We start from the raw sequence: 20,413 nt of genomic DNA, 5'->3' as shown, positions 1-20,413 counted from the left end.
GCCTTAGGCATGGGCCGGCTCTTCCATGGCTGTGAGTTCCGACTTCGTCACGTATTTGCGGATGAAGTCTTCGACAGGCATCGGCCGGTCGAAATAATAGCCCTGGAAGATCGTGCAACCGCGGTCTTCCAGGAAGTCCCGTTCGGCTGCCGTCTCCACCCCCTCCGCCACCGCCTTCAGGCCGAGCCGGCTGGCAATCGACAGCATCGTCTCCACCAGCACGGCATTGTGGCTGTTGCGGTCGACATCCTGAACGAAGGAGCGGTCGATCTTGATTTCCCCCACCGGCAACTGTTTCAGGTAGGACAGCGACGAGAAGCCGGTGCCGAAATCGTCCAGTGAGAAGGCAATCCCGAAGGCCGCCAGTTCCGACATCTTGGCAACGGTGTCGGCGCAGTCGCTGACGGCGATGCCCTCGGTGATCTCCAGCGTCAGACGGCGCGGGTCGGTTCGGGTGGCGCGCAGGGCGGCGATGACGCCCGCGCAGAAAGTCTGCTGACGGAACTGGCGCGGGCTGATGTTGACCGACAGGTGGCAGTCGCTGCCGGCATCGGCCAGACGGCGCAGCACATGACAGGCCTCCAGCAGGATCCAGTCGCCCAGCGGCAGGATCAGACCGGACTCCTCCGCCACCGCGATGAAGGCGCCGGGGGCGACGAAGCCGCGCTGCGGATGCTGCCAGCGGATCAGCGCCTCTGCCGCCACCAGCGTGCCGTCGGCCCGGGTCTGCGGCTGCAGGAACAGGGTGAATTCCCCGGCATCGACCGCCTTGCGCAAATCCTGCTGCAGCAGCAGACGCGCCTGGGCGTCCACCAGCATGGTGGGGTCATAGTCGCGGATGGTGTTCCGTCCGCCGTCCTTGGCGGCATACATGGCGGTGTCCGCCTGTTTCAGCAGGTCCTCCACCGATTCGTCCGGCGACTTTGGAAAGACGGTCAGGCCGATGCTGGCGAAGATGCAGTGTTCGCAACGGTCGAGCTGGAAGGGCTGGGCCACCGCCAACCGCAGCTTTTCCGCCACCCGCCGGGCGATCTCCGCCACCTCGTCCGCCGTCGCACCCAGGTCGGGCAGAAGGATGACGAACTCGTCGCCGCTCAGCCGGCTGACCAGATCGCCCTTGCGCAGGGTGGCGTTCAGCCGCGCCGCCAGTTCGCGCAGCAGCATGTCGCCGACGATGTGGCCGCGGGCGTCGTTCAGTCCCTTGAAATCGTCGAGGTCGAGGAACATCAGCGCGCCATAGCGGCCGGTCTGGCGCGCCGCCCGCAGATGACCGTCGAGATACTCCAGCAGCAGGCGGCGGTTCGGCAGGTCGGTCAGCGGGTCGTAGTAGGCGAGCTTTTCGATCTGCCGCTCCGTCCGCTTCCGTTCGGTGACGTCCATCACCACGGTCAGGTAGCCGCGCACCGAGCCGCCGCTGTCGCGCAGCATGCTGGTCAGGGTGGAAACGGAAATGCGGGCGCCATCCCTGCGCAGTCCGGTCCATTCGCCGGGCTCGGGCTGGCCGCAGTCGCGGGTGCGGGCGACCAGCGCATCGAAACCCGCCCGCACCGGCCGGCCCAGTTCGGTGGAAAGGATGTCGGCATGGGCGCGCAGTTCATCCTGGTCGTACAGGCGCGGCAGGTCGGTGGTGCCGACGATCTCCTCCGACGGATAGCTGAAGATGTGCTCCGCCTCGCGGTTGAAGACGCGGACGACGCCGTCCAGCGTGGTGGCGATGATGCCGCAGGCCGCGCTCTCCAGGATGCCGGTGTTCAGCGACAGGCTGTCCTTCAACGCCTCGCGGCTGGCATAGGTCTCGGTCACGTCCTGGAAGACCATGACGACGCCGTGCAGCGCGCCGTCGTGGTCGCGGATGGGGGACGCCATGTCGGCGATGTGGCTGCGGCTGCCGTCGCGCGCCACCAGCACCGTGTGGTTGGCGAGGCCGACCATCTGGCCGTTCTCCAGCACCTGCTGGACCGGGACCGGCACCCGTTGCCCCGTCTCGGCATTCTCGATGTCGAACACCTCGGCGACCGGTCGGCCGACCGCTTCGGCCACCGTCCAGCCGGTCAGGCGTTCCGCCACCGGATTCATCAGGGCAACGTGGCCGGCGGTGTCGGTGGCGATCAGCCCGTCGCCGATCGACAGCAGCGTGACGCGCGCCTGCTCCTTCTCCCGCCACAGGTCGCGCTGGGAACTGTGCAGGGCGTCATAGGGATGGTGCACGGCGGTGACGAACACGGCCCGGTACAGATACCAGTAGCCGATGACCTTGTAGATGTGCCCGGCCACATTGGCGAGGTCGTAGACGCTGAGATAGAGCGTGAAGCACATCTCGCTGATCGCGATGGCGACGGCGGCGATGACAAGGCGATGGACATCCAGCGTCTGCGCCGCGCGCCGGCGGCGGTGGAAAATCAGGGCGGCGCCGGCATAGAGAAGAACCAGCGCATATTCGGCCGCTACCTTCAGCGGCGTCAGCCCCTGGTCGGGCAAATAGGTGCGCGGCAGCAGGTCCGGGTACCACAGGATGGCGACGAACAGCGCGGCGGTCGCCAGCAGCACCCCGACGATCAGCGGATAGCGCAGAGCCGCCGATCCCGGACGCCAGGGCAGGGTCGCCGCCATCAGCAGGGCGATCGCCGCCATCAGCCGGGCGCCGAGCCAGAAGGCGATGGCTTTCTCCGGCCCCGACGGCGTCACGAAGTCGGGCATTCCCGCATAGGACAGCAGATGACCGAAGTCGAGCAGCGCCACGCCGAGGAAGCCGGTGGACAGGGCCAGCAGGGCCGGCGGAGTCTCGGCGGTGTGGGAATGCCAGCCGATGGCGAAGATCAGGGCGGCGACGGCGATGGCGAAGGTTTCGAAGAAGGTATGCAGCGGCAGGTAATGCGCAATCTCCATCGAACCGGGGAGACGGGCGGCCTGAAGGACCAGCAGGAAGGGGATGGAGAGGATGATGAGCGTCGCGATGGCGCCGGGCGGCTTCGTGCGACCCTGCAGCGCCCCCGTCTTCGCCGGACCTGTTGAAGTCATTCCGTCCCCCCCTGGCCGCTTGGTCGGTCGCCCGGTTCGCGGTGTTTATACCTCTTTTGCGTATATTAGAGCTTAACGGTATCGACAGTCCATGCTCCGCCGCCTCCCGCCATCCCGAAGGTTTGAAACACCGTGAAACATCTCCGCGGCGACTGTTCAATGTTCCATCCGCCGGGATCGGCGGGGGAGGTCGGGGTTTGGCGGAGGTGGCGCATGCAGGGGTCTTCGGGGCAGGGGAGGGGGAGGGCATTTTACCCCAGCCGGGGAAAGCCTGCGGGGGCGGCAGAGAAAATGAGCTGCAAGTATTTGTAACAGAACGATAAATATCGATCGCTCGGCGATGGCCCACTGGCTCGATCCGGGTCCCGGTTCCGGTCGGGCATATGGGGGAGCGGCGTCAGGTCGATTGCCGGTCTGGCCTTCCACCCTTATCCTCGACCGGGTCGGGCCTGTCGACCAATCGGGAAGGAAGGCGCATGTTCATCGCGATGAACCGTTTCAAGGTCCGCCACGGGGCCGAGCAGGAATTCGAAGAGGTCTGGCTGAACCGCGAGGTCCATCTGCACAAGGTGCCGGGCTTCGTCGAGTTCCACATGTTGCGCGGCCCGGACCGCGAAGAGTACCGGCTCTATTCCTCCCACACCGTGTGGGACTCGGAAGCCGCTTTCCAGGCCTGGACGCGGTCGGAGGCCTTCCGCAACGCCCATGGCAACGCCGGCGCGCGCAAGCCGCTGTATGTCGGGCCGCCGGAGTTCGAAGGGTTCGAAGTGATCCAGACCGTGCCGCGCGATCCGAACGCCTGACCCTAAATATTTGCACCGACGGGAGGAGCCCCAATGCTGGAGCTGGTGATCGAGCAGCGCCGAAAGAGCCTCGGCGGATTCGAAGTGGGGCGGATTCTGCCCTTTGTTCAGCGGCGGATGGTCGGCCCCTTCGTCTTCTTCGACCATATGGGGCCAGTCGATTTCGAGCCGGGCCCTCCCCGCGACGTCGACGTGCGTCCCCACCCGCACATCGGGCTGTCGACCGTCACCTACCTGTTCGAGGGCGAGATCATGCACCGCGACAGCGTGGGCTCCGAACAGGCGATCCGGCCGGGGGAGGTGAACTGGATGACCGCCGGGCGCGGCATCACCCATTCCGAACGCTTCGAGCGCGCGCGGATGGAAGGCGGGCGGATGCACGGAATCCAGGCCTGGGTCGCGCTGCCCGAAGCGGACGAGGAGACCGACCCGGCCTTCAGCCATTACGGCACCGGCGACCTGCCGTTTTTCGAGGAGGGCGGCGTGCGCGGCCGGCTGGTGGCGGGTGAAGCCTTCGGGTCCAAGGCCGGGGTGAAGACCCATTCGCCGCTGTTCTACATCCACTGGGATCTCGCGCCCGGCGCCCGCGTGTCCTTGCCGGAAGACGGGTGGGAGCGCGCGGTCTATGTGGTGGCGGGGAGCGTGGAGGCCGAGGGCCAGCGCGTCGAGGCCGGACGGATGATCGTCTTCGCCCCCGGCCAGCCGGCGCTGCTGACCGCCGCCACGCAGTCCATCGTCATGGCAATCGGCGGTGAGCCGCTGGGTCAGCGCTTCATCGACTGGAACTTCGTGTCCTCATCGAAGGAGCGGATCGAGCAGGCCAAGGCCGACTGGCGGGCGGGCCGGATGAAGCTGCCGGACCTGGACAACGGCGAATTCATTCCGCTGCCGGAAATGCCGAAGCCCGCCAATCCGATGTCGTGAGGCTGATGCATTACTTGCTGATGGGACCCATGTATTTCCATGGAGGCATGGCTTTTTTCCCAAGGCCAGGAATGTCATAGTCGGCGGCAAAGCGGGACAATGCATTGGTGCGGAGGTCGAAGCCGGCTGCGAAGAGCCGCTCCTCCGCGTCAATTTCGTCTTTGCTTTGTATCTTGTTGGTTGTCGTACGAGTTTCGTGGTCATCTTCGCCAAAATCGACATCCGCGAAGCGGTTGGCCTTGCTTCCGAACACGACGTTCAGCAACCGATGCTCCTCTTCGCTGTCTTCCTGGCTGACCGCTTGAGCCATTTGCGCGCTGCCGGCTCGCAGGCGCTTGCCGATTTCGGCTGTTTTCGCATCGGCATCTTCCTTGCTGACGGTGCCATTGTTTTTTGCATCGGTCAGCTGGACCAGATCTCTCATAGCGTCCCGCATGTCTTGTGGGGGGCCGGCCTTCATTGCCGCAAGGCGCCGCTCGCTGATGGCTCTGCCTTTTGCACCGGCCTCCGCTTCTTCGGCAGTTACGGGGGCTTCACCGATAAACCGATTGAACAGCGCGCTCTTCGCCAGGGATCGCAGCCCCTTCACGGCGTCGTCGGCGGAAACGCGGCCGGATTCGACGAGGCCTTCCAGCTGCTTCTTGCTGTCGGAGTCGAGATGCTCGAAGGCCTTTGCCGCCAGCCCGGTCAGAGCCTTGCCAAGCTTGCTGACGGAGACGGTATCGCCCGCCGATGCTGCCGGCGTGCTCGCCGAAGGGGTGGGTGCAGCCTTGCTGGAAAACAGTTGGGTCGCAGCGGTTGTGCCGGTCTTTCCGGTCAGCGACGCCCAGGCATTGCTGTAAACGCTCTGCACCATCTCATACCTCCAACCTTGCGTGGCAATGCGATCACCATAGCGCAAGCGCGGGTATGAGTCAAAATTACGAGGGAATTATAATGATATTTCCTCCACCGCTGCGAGCAGCGGTGGAGGCGCTGCCCGACCTCAGACGTGGAAGCTCTCACCGCAGCCGCAGCGGCCCTTCTCGTTCGGATTCTTAAAGACGAAGCCGGTCTGGAACTTGTCGTCGACATAGTCCATCTCGCTGCCGATCAGGAACATGACGGCGGCCGGGTCGATCAGGACGGTGACGCCCTTGTCCTCCACCACCTCGTCGAACTTCAGCTTTTCCTTGGCATACTGAACGTCATAGCTGAGGCCGGAGCAGCCGCGCGCCTTCACGCCGATACGCAGGCCGACGACTTCGTCGTTGGCCTTCGACATCAGCGCCTTGACGCGATCCGCGGCGGCGTCGGTGATCGTGAGCGCCTTGGGCAGGGAACGGGCCATGGTGACGGTCTCCTAAATACTGCTCAGAACATATCCAGTTGAAGGCGGGCTTCTTCGGACATCATGCCCTGGTGCCAGGGGGGCTCCCACACCAGTTCGATCTTGACCTCGTTGACGTCCTCGACGCCCAGCACGGCCTGACGGACCTGCTCGGGCAGTTCGCCGGCCACCGGACACATGGGGCTGGTCAGCGTCATATCAATCTCGACATTGCGCTGGCCATCCATGTCCACACGGTAGATCAGGCCGAGTTCCCAGATATCGACCGGGATTTCGGGGTCGTAGCAGGTCTTGATGGCCGCCACGACGCGATCCATGATCTCCTCCCGCGGGTCGTAGCCCTCGGGCGGCTTGGGCATCGGCGCGAAGTCCTTGGACTCGGAAGCCTCGGTCGCGGCCTGGGCCTTCAACTGCGCCTCGGCTTCGGCCGGGTTCGGGGCGATCGGGCGCTGCGTCAGTGCTTCATCGGGCATTTCGATCCCCCTTCCCTCAATACTGGTCGCTGGAGGCCGCAGCCTCGCCGTGGAGTGCCGCATTCATCGCGTGCCAAGCCAGCGTCGCGCACTTCACCCGCACCGGGAACTGGCGCACGCCGGACATCACCATCAGCTTTTCCATCGTCTCGTCATCGACACCTTCGGGGATGTCGGGCTCATCCTGGGTGCACAGCTCGTGGAAGGCGTGGAACAGCTTCTCCGCCTCGGCCGCCGTCTTGCCGCGCACCAGCTCCGTCATCATCGAGGCGCTGGCGGTGGAGATGGCGCAGCCGCGGCCCTGGAAGGCCACGTCGTCGACCACCCCGTCCTTCAGGGTCAGATAGACCATGAAGCGGTCGCCACACATCGGGTTCTCGCCCTTCGCTTCGCGATTGGCGTCGTCGGGATGGCGGAAGTTGCGGGGATTCTTGCCGTGGTCCAGGATCACTTCCTGATACAGCTCGCGCAGATCGTCCATCATGCTCCGAAGAACTCCTTGACCGCCTGGAGGGACTGGACGAGGGCGTCGGCTTCCTCCCGCGTGTTGTACAGGCCGAAAGAGGCGCGGACGGTCGGTCCGACGTCGAACCGCTCGGCCAGCGGCTCGGCGCAATGGCGGCCGACACGCACGGCGACGCCATACTGGTCGACGATGGTGCCGACATCGTGCGGGTGCACGCCCTCCAGCGCGAAGGAGATGATCGGCCCCTTGCCCGGCGCGGTGCCGACGATGCGCAGGCCGTCGATCTGCGACAGCTGCTGCGTCGCGTATTGCAGCAGGTCGTGCTCGTGCGCGGCGATGGCGTCGCGGCCGAGAGCCTCGACATAGTCGATGGCGGCGCCCAGCCCGATGACCTCGGTGATCGGCGGGGTGCCGGCCTCGAAGCGCGAGGGCGGCGCCTTGAAGGTGGTGCCTTCGAAGGTGACGCTCTCGATCATGTCGCCGCCGCCCTGGTAGGGAGGCATCTTCTTCAAGAGGTCGTACTTGCCGTAGAGGACGCCGAGACCGGTCGGGCCATAGAGCTTGTGCGCGGTGAAGACGTAGAAGTCGGCGTCGATGTCCTGCACGTCGACCGTGCCGTGCACCACCGCCTGGCTGCCGTCGAACAGGACGGGCACGCCGCGCTCATGCGCCAGCTTGGCGATGGCCTTGGCCGGGGTGACGGTGCCGAGAACGTTGGAGCAGTGGGTGATCGCCACCAGCTTCGTGCGGTCGGACAGCAGGTCCTTGTAGGCATCCATGTCGAGGACGCCGTCCTCGTCGCAGGGCACGACCTTGATGACGATCTTCTTCTCGGCCTGGAGCAGCTGCCACGGAACGATGTTCGCGTGGTGCTCCATGATCGACAGGATGACCTCGTCGCCTTCGTTCAGGAAGGTTCGGCCATAGCTGGCGGCCACGAGGTTGATCGCCTCGGTCGAGCTGCGGGTGAAGACGATGCAGCGGTCGTTCGGCGCGTTCAGGAAGCGCGCGACCTTGGTGCGCACCGCCTCGAACTGGTCGGTCGCGGTCTGCGACAGGAAATGAACGCCGCGGTGGATGTTGGAATAGTCCTCCTCCAGGAAGCGGGTCATGGCCTGGATGACCTGACGCGGCTTCTGCGCGGAGGCCCCGCTGTCCAGATAGACCAGCGGCTTGCCGGGCTTTCCCTTCCTGGCGTGGACGCTGCGGGCGAGGATCGGGAAATCCTCCCGCACCCGCTGCACGTCGTAGGCTTGGTTCAGGATGGCATCGGACATGGTTACTTCTGCTCCTCCAGCCAGCCGGCCACGATCTCCTGGAAGGCGTCGCGGATCGACTCCTCGGCGATCTCCTCAAGGGATTCCGACAGGAATGCGCCGATCAGCAGGCCCTGGGCGGTGTCGCGGTCGATGCCGCGGGCGCGCAGGTAGAACAGCGCGTCGTCGTCCAGCTCGCCCGCGGTGCAGCCGTGGCTGCACTTCACGTCGTCGGCATGGATTTCCAGCTCCGGCTTGCTGTCGATCTCGGCGCCGTCGGACAGCAGCAGGGCGCGGTTCAGCTGATAGCCGTCGGTCTTCTGCGCGTCGGGGCAGACGGTGATCTTGCCCTGGAACACCGCGCGCGCCGTGTCGTCGATGACGCCCTTGTAGACCTCGCGGCTGGTGCCGTTCGGCTGGGCGTGGACGATCAGCGTGGTGGTGTCGGCATGCTGGCTGCCGCGCACCAGATAGCCGCCGCTGACATGGGTGCGGGCGTCGGTGCCGTCGAGGCGGCTGACCACCTCGTTGCGCGACAGCTTCGCACCCGTCGTCAGGATGAAGTTGTCGTAGCAGCCGCCCGTCGCCACCGTCGCCGCGATGTGCGACAGGTGGATGGCGCCGCCGCCTTCGCGCTGCGACTTGTAATGATGCAGGGTGGCGCCTTCGCCGACGAACACCTCGGTGACGTGGTTCGACAGCGTGGTGCCGGCGCCGCGGCCGACATGGTGTTCGACCACCACCGCCTTCGAGCCGGCCTCCGCGATCAGCAGGCTGCGCGGGTGGCAGGAGGTCGCCTGCGCCTCCGACCCGACCGAGACGAAGACCAGCTCGATGGGGCGTTCGACCTGGACATTGGCCGGTACGTGCAGGACCGCACCATCGGCGAGATAGGCGCTGTTCAGCGCCACCAGCGGCCGGTCGTCCGCCGCGGCGAGGCGGCCGATGTGGTCGGCCAGCAGGCCGGAATGGGTGGTCAGCGCTGCGTCGAGGCTCAGCAGTTCGACGCGCGGCGGCAGCCCGTCGACCGACGACAGGTCGGCGCGGAAGCGGCCGTCGACGAAGACCAGGCGCGGGCCGTCCTGCCCCTCGGCCCGGACGGTCGGCAGCAGGTCGATGGTGGCCGCGGCCGGGGCGGCGGGCTGGAAGCTGAGCTTGGCGAGGTCGCGCAGGTTGGTGTAGCGCCAGCTCTCGTTCTTGATCGTCGGCAGGCCGACGGCGGCGAAGCGCTCACGCCCGGCGGCGCGCAGCTCGGTCAGCCAGGACAACCCGCTGCCGGGCAGGCCGGCGCCCACCTGATCGAGCGGCGCCAGGAAGGCCGGCGCTGTCGCCGGATCGGCGCCGCGCGTCGAGTAGGTCATCGGGTGAAGGGGGGAGTTGGGGGCCGTCATCACGCCGCCTCGCTCGCGCCGAAGTCGCGGTAGCCGTTCTTTTCCAGCTCCAGCGCCAGTTCCTTGCCGCCCGACTTCACGATGCGGCCGGCGGCCAGCACATGGACATAGTCGGGAACGATGTAGTCGAGCAGGCGCTGGTAGTGGGTGATGACCAGCATCGACCGCTCCGGCGAACGCAGCGCGTTGACGCCCTCGGCGACGATCTTCAGCGCATCGATGTCGAGGCCGCTGTCGGTCTCGTCGAGGATGGCGAATTTCGGTTCCAGGACCGCCATCTGCAGGGTCTCGTTGCGCTTCTTCTCACCGCCGGAGAAGCCGACATTGACCGCGCGCTTCAGCATCTCGTCATTCATGCCGAGCGCCTTGGTCTTCTCGCGGATCAGCTTGAGGAACTGCATGGCGTCGAGTTCCTTCTCGCCGCGATGCTTGCGGATGGCGTTGATCGCGGTCTTCAGGAAAGTGGTGTTGCCGACGCCGGGGATTTCGACCGGATACTGGAAGGCGAGGAAGACGCCCTCGGCCGCCCGCTCTTCCGGCTCCATCGCCAGCAGGTCCTTGCCGTAATAGGTGACCGAGCCTTCCGTGACCTCGTAGCCGTCGCGGCCGGCGAGGACGTAGGACATGGTGCTCTTGCCGGCGCCGTTCGGCCCCATGATGGCGTGGACCTCGCCCGGGCGGATGGTCAGGTCGACGCCCTTGAGGATTTCCTTGCCGTCCACGGTGGCGTGCAGGTTCTTGATTTCGATCATCGTCTTCGCCTCGTTGTCTTCTTCAGGCCGCCGGCACGCCGTCCGGTCTTCACGTTCTGTCGGTTTTCCTCTGGTGGGCGGGGGTCTTAGCCCACGCTGCCTTCCAGGCTGATGCCCACCAGCTTCTGCGCCTCCACGGCGAATTCCATCGGGAGTTCCTTCAGGACCTCCTTGCAGAAGCCGTTGACGATCAGGGACACCGCGTCCTCTTCCGAGATGCCGCGCTGGCGGCAGTAGAAGAGCTGGTCCTCGCTGATCTTGGCCGTCGTCGCCTCATGTTCGATGCGGGCGGAGCGGTTGCGGCTCTCGATGTAGGGGACCGTGTGGGCGCCGCACTTGTCGCCGATCAGCAGGCTGTCGCACTGGGTGTGGTTGCGCGCACCCTCCGCCCTGGGCAGGATCTTCACCAAGCCACGGTAGGTCTGCTGCGCCTTGCCGGCCGAGATGCCCTTCGACACGATCGTAGAACGGGTGTTCTTGCCGATGTGGATCATCTTGGTGCCGGTGTCGGCCTGCTGGAAGTTGTTGGTGATGGCGACCGAATAGAACTCGCCCACCGAATTGTCGCCCTGCAGGATGCAGCTCGGATATTTCCAGGTGATCGCGGAGCCGGTTTCCACCTGCGTCCAGGAGATCTTGGAGTTCTTGCCGCGGCAGGCGCCACGCTTGGTGACGAAATTGTAGATGCCGCCGACACCTTCCTCGTTACCCGGATACCAGTTCTGGACCGTCGAGTACTTGATGGTCGCGTCGTCCATCGCCACCAGCTCGACCACGGCGGCATGCAGCTGGTTCTCGTCGCGCTTCGGCGCCGTGCAGCCTTCCAGATAGCTGACGTGGGCGCCCTCGTCGGCGATGATCAGCGTCCGCTCGAACTGGCCGGTGTTGGCCTGGTTGATGCGGAAATAGGTCGACAGCTCCATCGGGCAGCGCACGCCCTTGGGGATGTAGACGAAGCTGCCGTCGGTGAAGACCGCGCAGTTCAGCGTCGCATAGTAGTTGTCGGTGTAGGGCACCACCGAGCCGAGATACTTCTTCACCAGCTCCGGATGCTTCTGCACCGCCTCGGAGATCGCGCAGAAGATGATGCCCATCTCCTCCAGCTTCGCCTTGAAGGTGGTGGCGACCGACACGCTGTCAAACACGGCGTCGACGGCGATGGCCGGGCTCTTGCCTTCCGACCCTTCGACGCCGGCCAGGATCTCCTGCTCACGCAGGGGGATGCCCAGCTTCTCGTAGGTCTTCAGCAGTTCGGGATCGACCTCGTCCAGCGACTTCGGCCCGGCCTTCTTCTTCGGCGCGGCATAGTAATGCGCGTCCTGATAGTCGATCGGCGGGAAGCTGACGGCGGCCCACTGCGGCTCCTCCATCGTCTGCCAGACGCGGAAAGCCTTCAGGCGCCATTCCAGCAGCCACTCCGGCTCCTCCTTCTTGGCGGAGATGAAGCGGACGATGTCCTCGTTCAGGCCCTTCGGCGCGACGTCGGCCTCGATGTCGGTCGTGAAGCCGTACTTGTACTTCTGCTCCGTGACGGCGCGGACCTGCTCGACGGTTTCCGGTTGGGCGGCCATGGCTTTGCCTCGTCCTTCTCAAGAATTCTGTTCGGTGCGCGCCGTTCAGTGCGCAGGGCGGGCCGGCTGGGCGGCTGTGGAGTTCGTTGCGGCTGCCGGGGCGGGGAAGGTGATGGGGGCCATCATGTCGGCCAGCGTCACCTCCTCCAGCGCGCCGCGAATGGCGCGGTTCACCTTTTCCCAACCGCCGCGCATGGGGCAAAGTTGCTCCACCCCGCATTGGCTGTCGGCACCGTCGACGCAGGCGGTCAGCGCGATGGGACCATCGAGCGCCGTGATGATTTCCGCGATGGAGATTGCATCGGCCGGCCGGCTCAGCGCATAACCGCCGGCAGCCCCGCGTTGCGAGGTGGTGAGCCCCGCCGGCGTCATCGTCTTCATCAGCTTGGCGACGGTGGGAGCGGGAACGCCGGTGCGGTCGGCCAGATGGGCGACGGTATGGACCGTGCCGACCTGGCGCGCCATCTCGCTCAATACGACGATGGCATAGTCGGTCAGCTTGCTCAGCCGGATCATGCCCACACCCCGTTTAACCCCGGTTTCGAATACAGGACCAATTTAGTCCTGATTGCTCCGGGGGGCAAGGGGCGTTTGTCGATTAGAGTGCAGGGTTTCTGCCGGTTTGGCGGGTTTGCATGGCTGATGCGCCGTCAATACCCGTCAACGCTGCTTGGTTATAGCGCCGCTCCTGCCACCACGCTACAGCGAAGCCGCAGCATTGCCGTCGCGATGCGACGGTTTGTCGCGGGATGACACGAATGCGGAAAACCCCGCGCCGGTGGCAGCGCGGGGTTGGTCCGGCAAAGTTCGGGCTGGCGGTCAGCCCGGCTTCTTCACTTCCGCGCGGGCGGCGTCGGTGGCGTCCGACACGACGTCGTGCAGGTCTTCCTTCACCGACTCCACCACCGTGTCGGCCGCAGCCTGGGCAGCGCGGGTGCCGCGGTCCAGCGCGTCCATGGCGATGGACTTGGCGCGTTCGGTCGCCTCGTCGGCATACTCGCCGACCCACTGCTTCTCATAGCGGGTGCCTGGCAGGGCGGCGCCGATGGCCGCACCGAGCGCCACGCCCATGGCACCGGCGACGATGGGATGGTCCTCCACGAGGTCCCAGAAGCCGGTCGACATGTCATGCGCACGGTGGCGCAGATGGTCGGTCGACGGTGCCATCGAGGACAGGCGCGACATGCCGCGGCTGGCATAGGACTGGGATTGCCGCTGGCCCTGGATGTCGCCCTGGCCCGTCCGGTGGTCGCCGTCCGAACCGCCCATCATGCCGCTGACCCTGTCCGAGGCACTGTCGTAGGCGGAGCCGACCGCGCCCGAGGCGCTGTCATAGGCAGAACTGGCGGCGTTGCGGACGCTCTCGCTGGCGCCGCTCAGCGATTCGCGGGCGTAGTCCACGGCGTCGCCCATGCGGTGGCGGGCGTTGCGGACGGTGCTGGACCGGGCGATGCGGCGGTCGTAGCCGGTGCTCGACAGCGCCAGCCAACCCAGCCCGATGCCGACCAGCGCCAGCGGGATCGGGTTGCTGGTCACGTTGTCCAGCATCGATCCCGACGATCGGGACTGCGACTGCCGGTAATGGACGGTCTGGCCGCTTTCGTAGCGGTCGGACTGCTGCGACGGCGAATAGGTGTGCTTCATGGAATTCTCCATCAGGGATTGGGGAGACCACCGCGTCAGTCTGTCGCGCAGACGGGAGCTGCGGTCGCGCAGCGCCTCGACGGTGCCGCCGATGCGCGCGCGGCTGGCGCGGATGTCGCCCTCCAGGGCGTCGAGATCCTGCGGCCCGGTTTCGGATTTACGAACGTCGTCCGTCATCGGCCGGCCCCTCAGCGGGCAAGCTGGGATTTCGCCCAGCGCTTGTCCTCGTCCAGCGTGTTGATCGTGCGGCGGGGGCGGAGGTTGGCGGGGCTCAGCCGGTTCTTGCCGACATAGGCCAGGATGCCGCCGACCAGCAGAACCACCACGCCGACGATCAGCGCGGACAGCCACGGGGCCAGGACGTTGGACAGGCCGAGAACCGCGGAGGCAAGCAGGACCAGAACGCCGGCGAAGGCGATCAGTCCGCCGACGGCGATGAAGGCCACGCCGCCGGCGGCCTCGGTGGCCTTGTCGGTCAGCTCGGCCTTCGCCAACGCGATCTCGGATCGGGCAAGGTTGGCGGATTCGCGGGCGAGATCGGCGAACAGGCCGGCGAGCGGCCGGTCCTGCCGCGGATCCCGCGGCTCGTCATAGCGGTTCTCGGCGGCGCTCATGGACGCTGTCCCTGCGGCTTGGAGGTGGAGGAGGTGCTCCCGGTGGTCCCGCCCTGGGTCCCGCCGACGCCGGTGGTGCCGGAGTTCATGGCGCTGCCGGCGCTGCCGGGCGTGCCGCCAGGAGTGCCGCCGGGGGTGCCGACCGTGCTGGTGCCGAGCGCCGTTTCGGGCGTGGACCCGGTGCCGCGGCCGGTGACGGAGGCCGGGGCGGTGGAGAGAGGCATGCCGATGCGGCCGGCGGCCGGCTTCGGCTCACCCAGACGCTCCGAAGCGCGCTCCGACTCCATGCGGCCGGCCAGATTGCCGGTGTTGACGGCGGAGGATCCGGTCGTCGGCGTATCGGCGCTGTGCGACGGCGTGCTGCGGCTGACGGACTCGGCGATGCCACCGGCCATGCCGCGGCTCGGGCTGGAGCCGCGTCCCAAATCGCGATTCATGTCGCGGCCGGTGTCGTAGGCCGAGCCACGCGCGGTGCGCACGGACTGCGACGGATGGGCGTTGCCGCGCAGCGAGGTCGAGGCGCGGTGCATGCGCCGCTCGCCGGAGCTCTTGATGAAGCGCGCGGCGAGGAAGCCGACGGCGAAGGCGGCACCGATGAACACCTCGGGCTGGCGGCGGGCGAAGCCCTCGACCTCGCCGACGATGTCGTCGACATTCGCGTCGCGCAGCATGTCGGCGACCCGCTCGACGCGGCTGGCAGCCTGCTCGGCGTAATCGGCGACCACGCCGCCATTCTCCTCGTTCAACTGCTCGGCGGCCTTGTGCAGGGCGTTGGCGACCCCGCCCAGCTGGTCGGCGGCGCGGCCAGTCTGCTGTTCCAGCAGCGAGCGGATGCGGCCCTGGGCATTGCCCAGCGTCTCGCGCCCGGTGGCCATCGCGTCGTCGGCGGCGCGGTTGACGGTCTTCTTGATATCCTCGACGCCGCTGCGTCCACCGGACGTGCTGTTGCCGATAGTGGAGCTGCCGGCGGTCGAACTTCCAGCGGTGGAGCCGGTCGGGTTCGGTCCGCCGGTGCCGGTCATGTCGCGGTTCGGCATCTTGTCTTTCCTCCTCGGGGATTCCGGTATTCCGCGGCTCCGCGCCCTGCGGCATCAAACCGCCCGTTGCGGAATCGGGTGTCGGGAAGGGAAACACCAGCCAAGCCTTGGGGTTCCACGCAGGCGCTGCGCGAAATGGACAGTCACCACCAATGTGCTAAACTTTGCCGGGAATATCCTGGTGCGACCCGGCCGGAGGGTGGCGGCATGAGCGTCTTCAGCGTGGTGGCCGACGGACAGGCCGGACTTTTTCGGCTGCAACAGGCGAAGAAGCCTTGGGAAAAGGACCTTCAGGCGAAGGACGCCCAGGGGCAGCTCGCCCAGAAGGCGGAGCGGGCGCAGGCTCTGACCCAGCCCTCCGCCAAGTGGCAGAGCGACCACGCTTCCGCCAAGGCGGCGCTGGAGGAGGCGAGGCGGGTCGGCGGGCCCAAGGAGGCTGCCGCTGCCCGGCTGGAGCAGGTCGAACGCAAAATCGAGCAGCTGAAGCTGGCGATGCGCTTCGCCCAGGGCGATGCGCAGAAGCTGGCGGCCCTGGCGCGGGAGGCGGCGCTGCTGGCGCGCGAGGCCGGGCGCGCCGCCAAGGAATATGGTGCCGGCATCAAGGCCGCGGCGGAAATGGGGCTTCCGGGGGATGCCGGCGCCGCCACCGGCGGCTCGATGCTGTCGTCGGAAACGACGATCACCCGCAGCACCACCAGCCTGACCCTGCAGCAGACCGAGGTGACGCTGACCATCGGCATTTCGACGGGGGACGGAAGCTCGGCGGAGAATGCTGCCGACCTGATGGCGGCGGATGCCGGGGCGGCGGCCGATTCGACCGCCGGGGCGACGACGCAGGACGGCAAGCTGCCCGACGACATCGCCCGGCTGGTGGAGGATGTGCTGTCCGGCTTGGGCGGGGGCGGGATGGCGGGGTCCGACCCGGCCTCCGCCACGATGGTCGGCACCGGCGGCCGCAGCGCGATGATCCAGCAGCTGATGGCCGACAACGCCATGAAGATGTCGCGCTATCGCGAGGCCGACGCCTTCGGCCAGCGGGTGGAGGAGGTGCTGGCCACCTCCAAGCGCATCATCGGCGAGGCGAAGGCCGCCAACATGCTGGACGAATCCGAAAAGCGGCGGCGCGAGCGGCGGGAGGGCTTCAAGGCCGACGACAAGATGGTCGACGCCGCCCAGAAGGAGGTCAACGCCCTGCGCGCCGCGGCGTTCGGGTCCAGCGACGCCCTTGCCGTAGCCGGATTGCTCGGCGGCGATGCGGAGAGTGCGGAGACGCCGGTCCTGCCATCGGCGACCGATCCGGCCGTCCAGCCGGCCGCGGCGCTGAATCTGCTGGCCTGAGCGGGATAGGCCGCCTGCTACCATTTCTCCATACGCTGCGGTGCGACATTGTGTTGACCGGCTCGCGCGGAAGACGCGATAACCGATGAACCAAGACTCCCGGAGAGGAGTCTGCGAACCGAGCGCAAGAGAATGGGACACGCAACGAGATGAGCAACTGGATCCGCCGTGGCGGCCTCGAAATCGCCCAACCGCTGTACGACTTCATCAATGACGAGGCGCTGCCGGGGACCGGTGTCGACGCCGACCGTCTCTGGACCGGCCTCGACCAGATCCTGCACGAGCTGGCGCCGCGCAACAAGGCTCTGCTCGACAAGCGCGACAGCCTGCAGGCGCAGATCGACGCGTGGCATACCGCCCGCCGCGGCAAGCTCTTCGATCAGGCCGAATACGAGTCCTTCCTGCGCGAGATCGGCTATCTGGTGCCGGAGGGCGGCGATTTCGCCGTCGGCACCGGCAATGTCGATCCGGAAATCGCCTATCTCGCCGGTCCGCAGCTGGTGGTGCCGATCACCAACGCCCGCTATGCCCTGAACGCCGCCAACGCGCGCTGGGGCAGCCTGTACGACGCGCTGTACGGCACCGACGCCATTCCCGGCACCCCGGCGGCCGGCGGCTATGACGCCGCCCGCGGCGCGCAGGTGATCGCCTGGGCGCGCAAGTTCCTGGACGACAGCGTTCCGCTGGCCGAGGGCAGCCATGCCGACGCCACCGGCTATGCCGTCGAGGGCGACACGCTGGCGGTGACGCTGAAGAGCGGCGGCAAGACCGGCCTGAAGGACAAGGCCGCCTTCGTCGGCTGGCAGGGCGAGGCTTCGGCGCCGTCGGCTGTGCTGCTGGTCCAGAACGGCACCCACATCGAAATCCGTATCGACCGCAACAGCGTGATCGGCAAGGACGACGCGGCCGGCGTCGCCGACGTCGTGCTGGAAGCGGCGCTGTCGACCATCCAGGACTGCGAGGATTCCGTCGCCGCCGTGGATGCGGAGGACAAGGTCGTCGCCTACCGTAACTGGCTGGGCCTGATGAAGGGCACGCTGGAGGCCAGCTTCCCGAAGGGCGACAAGACCGTCGTCCGCAAGCTGAACCCGGATCGCGTCTACACCACGCCGACCGGCAGCGTCACCCTGCATGGCCGCAGCCTGCTGCTGGTCCGCAACGTCGGCCACCTGATGACCATCGACATGGTCAAGCTGTCCGACGGCAGCGAGGCGCCGGAAGGCATCCTGGACGGCGTCTTCACCTCGCTGATCGCGCTGCACGATCTGAAGGCCGCGGGCGGCCTGCGCAACAGCCGCGCCGGCTCGGTCTACATCGTGAAGCCGAAGATGCACGGGCCGGAAGAGGTCGCCTTCGCTGACGAGCTGTTCAGCCGCGTCGAGGACCTGCTGGGCATGGCCCGCAACACCCTCAAGGTCGGCATCATGGACGAGGAGCGCCGCACCAGCGTCAACCTCAAGGAGTGCATCCGCGCCGCCAAGGACCGCGTGGTGTTCATCAACACCGGCTTCCTCGACCGCACCGGCGACGAGATCCACACCTCGATGGAGGCCGGCCCGGTCGTCCGCAAGGCGGCGATGAAGGCCACCAAGTGGATCTCGGCGTACGAGGACAACAATGTCGATGTCGGCCTGCGCGCCGGGCTGAAGGGCCGCGCCCAGATCGGCAAGGGCATGTGGGCGATGCCGGACCTGATGGCCGACATGCTGGTCGCGAAGATCGGCCATCCGAAGGCCGGCGCCAACACCGCCTGGGTCCCGTCGCCGACCGCCGCCACCCTGCACGCCACCCACTATCACGCCGTGAACGTGGCCGAGGTGCAGGACCAGCTGGCCAAGCGTCAAGCGGCCGCCCTGTCCGACATCCTGACCATCCCGCTCGCCGACCGTCCCAACTGGTCGGAGGACGAGATCCGGCAGGAGCTGGAGAACAACGCCCAGGGCATCCTCGGCTATGTGGTGCGCTGGATCGACCAGGGCGTCGGCTGCTCCAAGGTGCCGGACATCCATGACGTCGGGCTGATGGAAGACCGCGCCACCCTGCGCATCTCCAGCCAGCACATCGCCAACTGGCTGCACCACGGCATCTGCGCCGAGGCCCAGGTGATGGAGGTCATGAAGCGCATGGCCGCCGTCGTCGACAAGCAGAATGCCGGCGACCCGCTGTACAAGCCGATGGCCGGCAACTTCGACGGCAGCATCGCCTTCCAGGCCGCGTGCGATCTGGTGTTCAAGGGCCGCGTCCAGCCGAACGGCTACACGGAGCCGGTCCTGCATGCGCGCCGCCGTCAGGTGAAGGCGGCGGGGTGAGGTGATGGCGGTGGGAGAGGTTTTGCCCCCTCCCTAACCTCCCCCGCCTTCGGCGGGAGAGGGGACTGCCGCCGCTCCTTTGCTAAGCTTCACCAAGCGTCCTACCCCCTCTCCCGCGAAGCGGGGGAGGGATGGGGAGGGGGCATTCGAGGCAGAATCTACAATCTGATCCCCAACACCCGCACCGCCACCTGCTTGGTGTAGGGACTGGCCGCGAAATACTCGTACCGGACCGCGTTCTCCGCGGCAAATTCCTGGAATGCCCGGTATTCGTCGTCGCGCCAGCTGCGGTTGCCGATATACTCGTCGAACACGATGATCGTCCCCGGCCGCACCCGGTCGGCCAGCGCGGTCAGCACGGTGCGGGCCGAGGCGTAGATGTCGCTGTCGACATTGACGAAGCGCACCGGCCCCGGATGAGCCGTCAGAAACGGCGGCAGGCTGTCCTCGAACCAGCCCACATGCAGGCGGGCGTTGTCGCGCACCGGCGGCAGCTGGCTGCCGGTGGTCAGCACGCCGCGGGGGGAGTTGACCCAGCCCTCCGGCAGTCCCTCGAACGAATCGAAACCGTGGACCTCCTGCCCAGCCTCGTCGGCGATGTGGTTGAGCGAGGTGCCGCGCCGCACGCCGAACTCCAGCACCAGACCGGAAGTCGCGGCGCAGGCCAGCGCGTGGCGCAGCAGCCGGCCGCTGTTGCCGAACAGGCGGAAGTCGGGGGAGAGCTTCGGCAGCAGCGCCCTGGCGCCATCGGGAAGCGGACGGCGCTTTGGATTGTCGCCGATCTGCTCGGTCTCGACGGCATCGGCCTCCGCAATGCGGCCGAGCAGGCGCAGGGTGGCGGCGAGATAGCCCCAATATTTGCCGTTGGCGCCGCCGCAGCGGGTGGCGCGGCACAGGCGGCGCAGCGCTTCCTCGGCGCCATGGTGGTGCAGCGCCTGGGCGTGGCTGCCGAACCACGCGGCGGCATGTTCGGGATCGTCGGCGAGCAGAGCGTCGAAATGGGCCAGCGACTCCGCATCCTCGCCGAGATAGGCCGCGGCCATCGCCGCCTCATAGCGGATGTCGGGCGAGGTGTCGCCATCACGGATCGCCGCCCGCGCCAGGGCCAGAGCATCGCCATAGCGGGCGTCGCGGCGCAGGGCGCCGGCCAGGGATGCGGTGAGCGCGGCGTCGCCGGGTGTGAGGCGGGCGGCGCGCTCGAACCAGCGGACGGCGGGGAAGGGGGCGTTGTCGGCCTGATGGGCCCGGGCCAGGGAGGACAGCAGGTCCGGATCGTCCGGCCGGTTGGCCAGGACGCGGCGCAGGCAGGCGATGGCCGCCGGGGCGTCGCGATGGCCGAGATGGGCCAGACCCAGCAGGTGGAGCCGTTCTAGCCCAAGAGGGAAGGCGTCGCCGCGCAGCAGGCGCAGGGCGGGGCGGTAACGGCGCGCGTCGATCAGGGCGCGCGCTTCGTCGAATACAGTGTCAGCGGTCAAAATGACTCGTCG

The 20,413-nt window shown here is 67.1% G+C and carries 18 protein-coding genes; 4 read left to right on the top strand and 14 right to left on the bottom strand.

What is annotated here, in order from left to right:
* Positions 1-3: 3 nt before the first annotated feature.
* Entirely contained in the window at positions 4-3,018 is a 3,015-nt protein-coding gene (locus TSO5_RS02025) for an MASE3 domain-containing protein (RefSeq protein ID WP_109150018.1), read from the bottom strand.
* A 476-nt stretch (positions 3,019-3,494) separates the two neighbouring features.
* On the opposite strand from TSO5_RS02025, the gene TSO5_RS02020 reads away from it, so the two are divergent.
* Both TSO5_RS02020 and TSO5_RS02015 read left to right on the top strand, forming a co-directional pair.
* Complete coding sequence (locus tag TSO5_RS02020) at positions 3,495-3,821, top strand: antibiotic biosynthesis monooxygenase (protein ID WP_109150017.1); 327 nt, start codon at positions 3,495-3,497, stop codon at positions 3,819-3,821.
* A 33-nt stretch (positions 3,822-3,854) separates the two neighbouring features.
* The gene (locus TSO5_RS02015) at positions 3,855-4,745 is read left to right on the top strand and encodes a pirin family protein (protein ID WP_109150016.1); all 891 of its coding nucleotides are present in this window, start codon (positions 3,855-3,857) and stop codon (positions 4,743-4,745) included.
* 10 nt (positions 4,746-4,755) lie between these two features.
* Here the strand turns inward: TSO5_RS02015 and TSO5_RS02010 are convergent, their stop codons facing one another.
* From TSO5_RS02010 to TSO5_RS01955, 12 genes are all read right to left on the bottom strand, one after another.
* Entirely contained in the window at positions 4,756-5,601 is an 846-nt protein-coding gene (locus tag TSO5_RS02010) for a hypothetical protein (RefSeq protein ID WP_109150015.1), read from the bottom strand.
* 129 nt (positions 5,602-5,730) lie between these two features.
* A complete protein-coding gene (locus TSO5_RS02005) occupies positions 5,731-6,075 on the bottom strand; it encodes an iron-sulfur cluster assembly accessory protein (protein ID WP_109074695.1) in 345 nt (114 codons plus the stop codon).
* A 23-nt stretch (positions 6,076-6,098) separates the two neighbouring features.
* Entirely contained in the window at positions 6,099-6,548 is a 450-nt protein-coding gene (locus TSO5_RS02000) for an iron-sulfur cluster assembly protein (RefSeq protein WP_109150014.1), read from the bottom strand.
* Positions 6,549-6,564: 16 nt separating this feature from the next.
* Positions 6,565-7,032 carry a Fe-S cluster assembly sulfur transfer protein SufU gene (gene sufU / locus TSO5_RS01995; RefSeq protein ID WP_085085654.1) on the bottom strand — a complete coding sequence of 156 codons (468 nt, stop codon included), beginning with the start codon at positions 7,030-7,032 and terminating at the stop codon, positions 6,565-6,567.
* Positions 7,029-8,291, bottom strand: a complete 1,263-nt coding sequence (locus TSO5_RS01990) for a cysteine desulfurase (protein WP_109150013.1) — start codon at positions 8,289-8,291, stop codon at positions 7,029-7,031. Before TSO5_RS01990 ends, sufU begins: the two co-directional genes overlap by 4 nt.
* Before the next feature lie 2 nt (positions 8,292-8,293).
* A complete protein-coding gene (gene sufD, locus TSO5_RS01985; protein WP_247870542.1) occupies positions 8,294-9,661 on the bottom strand; it encodes a Fe-S cluster assembly protein SufD in 1,368 nt (455 codons plus the stop codon).
* Complete coding sequence (gene sufC, locus TSO5_RS01980; RefSeq protein ID WP_109150011.1) at positions 9,661-10,413, bottom strand: Fe-S cluster assembly ATPase SufC; 753 nt, start codon at positions 10,411-10,413, stop codon at positions 9,661-9,663. Before sufC ends, sufD begins: the two co-directional genes overlap by 1 nt.
* A gap of 86 nt (positions 10,414-10,499) precedes the next feature.
* Complete coding sequence (gene sufB / locus TSO5_RS01975) at positions 10,500-11,984, bottom strand: Fe-S cluster assembly protein SufB (RefSeq protein ID WP_109150010.1); 1,485 nt, start codon at positions 11,982-11,984, stop codon at positions 10,500-10,502.
* Between the two features lie 45 nt (positions 11,985-12,029).
* Positions 12,030-12,500, bottom strand: coding sequence for an SUF system Fe-S cluster assembly regulator (locus TSO5_RS01970; protein WP_109074701.1), 471 nt, complete (start codon positions 12,498-12,500; stop codon positions 12,030-12,032).
* 303 nt (positions 12,501-12,803) lie between these two features.
* Entirely contained in the window at positions 12,804-13,805 is a 1,002-nt protein-coding gene (locus TSO5_RS01965) for a hypothetical protein (RefSeq protein WP_109150009.1), read from the bottom strand.
* A gap of 11 nt (positions 13,806-13,816) precedes the next feature.
* Positions 13,817-14,242 carry a phage holin family protein gene (locus TSO5_RS01960; RefSeq protein WP_109074704.1) on the bottom strand — a complete coding sequence of 142 codons (426 nt, stop codon included), beginning with the start codon at positions 14,240-14,242 and terminating at the stop codon, positions 13,817-13,819.
* Positions 14,239-15,279 (bottom strand): hypothetical protein, encoded by a 1,041-nt coding sequence (locus TSO5_RS01955; protein ID WP_109150008.1) that lies wholly within the window; start codon positions 15,277-15,279, stop codon positions 14,239-14,241. The genes TSO5_RS01960 and TSO5_RS01955 overlap by 4 nt, the downstream gene beginning before the upstream one ends.
* A gap of 207 nt (positions 15,280-15,486) precedes the next feature.
* Between TSO5_RS01955 and TSO5_RS01950 the strand changes: the two genes are divergently transcribed.
* Positions 15,487-16,617, top strand: coding sequence for a hypothetical protein (locus TSO5_RS01950; protein WP_109150007.1), 1,131 nt, complete (start codon positions 15,487-15,489; stop codon positions 16,615-16,617).
* Positions 16,618-16,766: 149 nt separating this feature from the next.
* Positions 16,767-18,926 (top strand): malate synthase G, encoded by a 2,160-nt coding sequence (locus TSO5_RS01945; RefSeq protein WP_109150006.1) that lies wholly within the window; start codon positions 16,767-16,769, stop codon positions 18,924-18,926.
* Positions 18,927-19,084: 158 nt separating this feature from the next.
* On the opposite strand, the gene TSO5_RS01940 is transcribed toward TSO5_RS01945, so the two are convergent.
* A complete protein-coding gene (locus TSO5_RS01940; RefSeq protein ID WP_247870541.1) occupies positions 19,085-20,401 on the bottom strand; it encodes a class I SAM-dependent methyltransferase in 1,317 nt (438 codons plus the stop codon).
* Positions 20,402-20,413: the final 12 nt, after the last annotated feature.

The sequence above is a fragment of the Azospirillum sp. TSO5 genome, assembly GCF_003116065.1.
Classification (GTDB): Bacteria; Pseudomonadota; Alphaproteobacteria; order Azospirillales; family Azospirillaceae; genus Azospirillum.
Note: the sequence above shows the minus strand (reverse complement) of the source record. Positions and strands in the feature narration are given on the sequence as shown.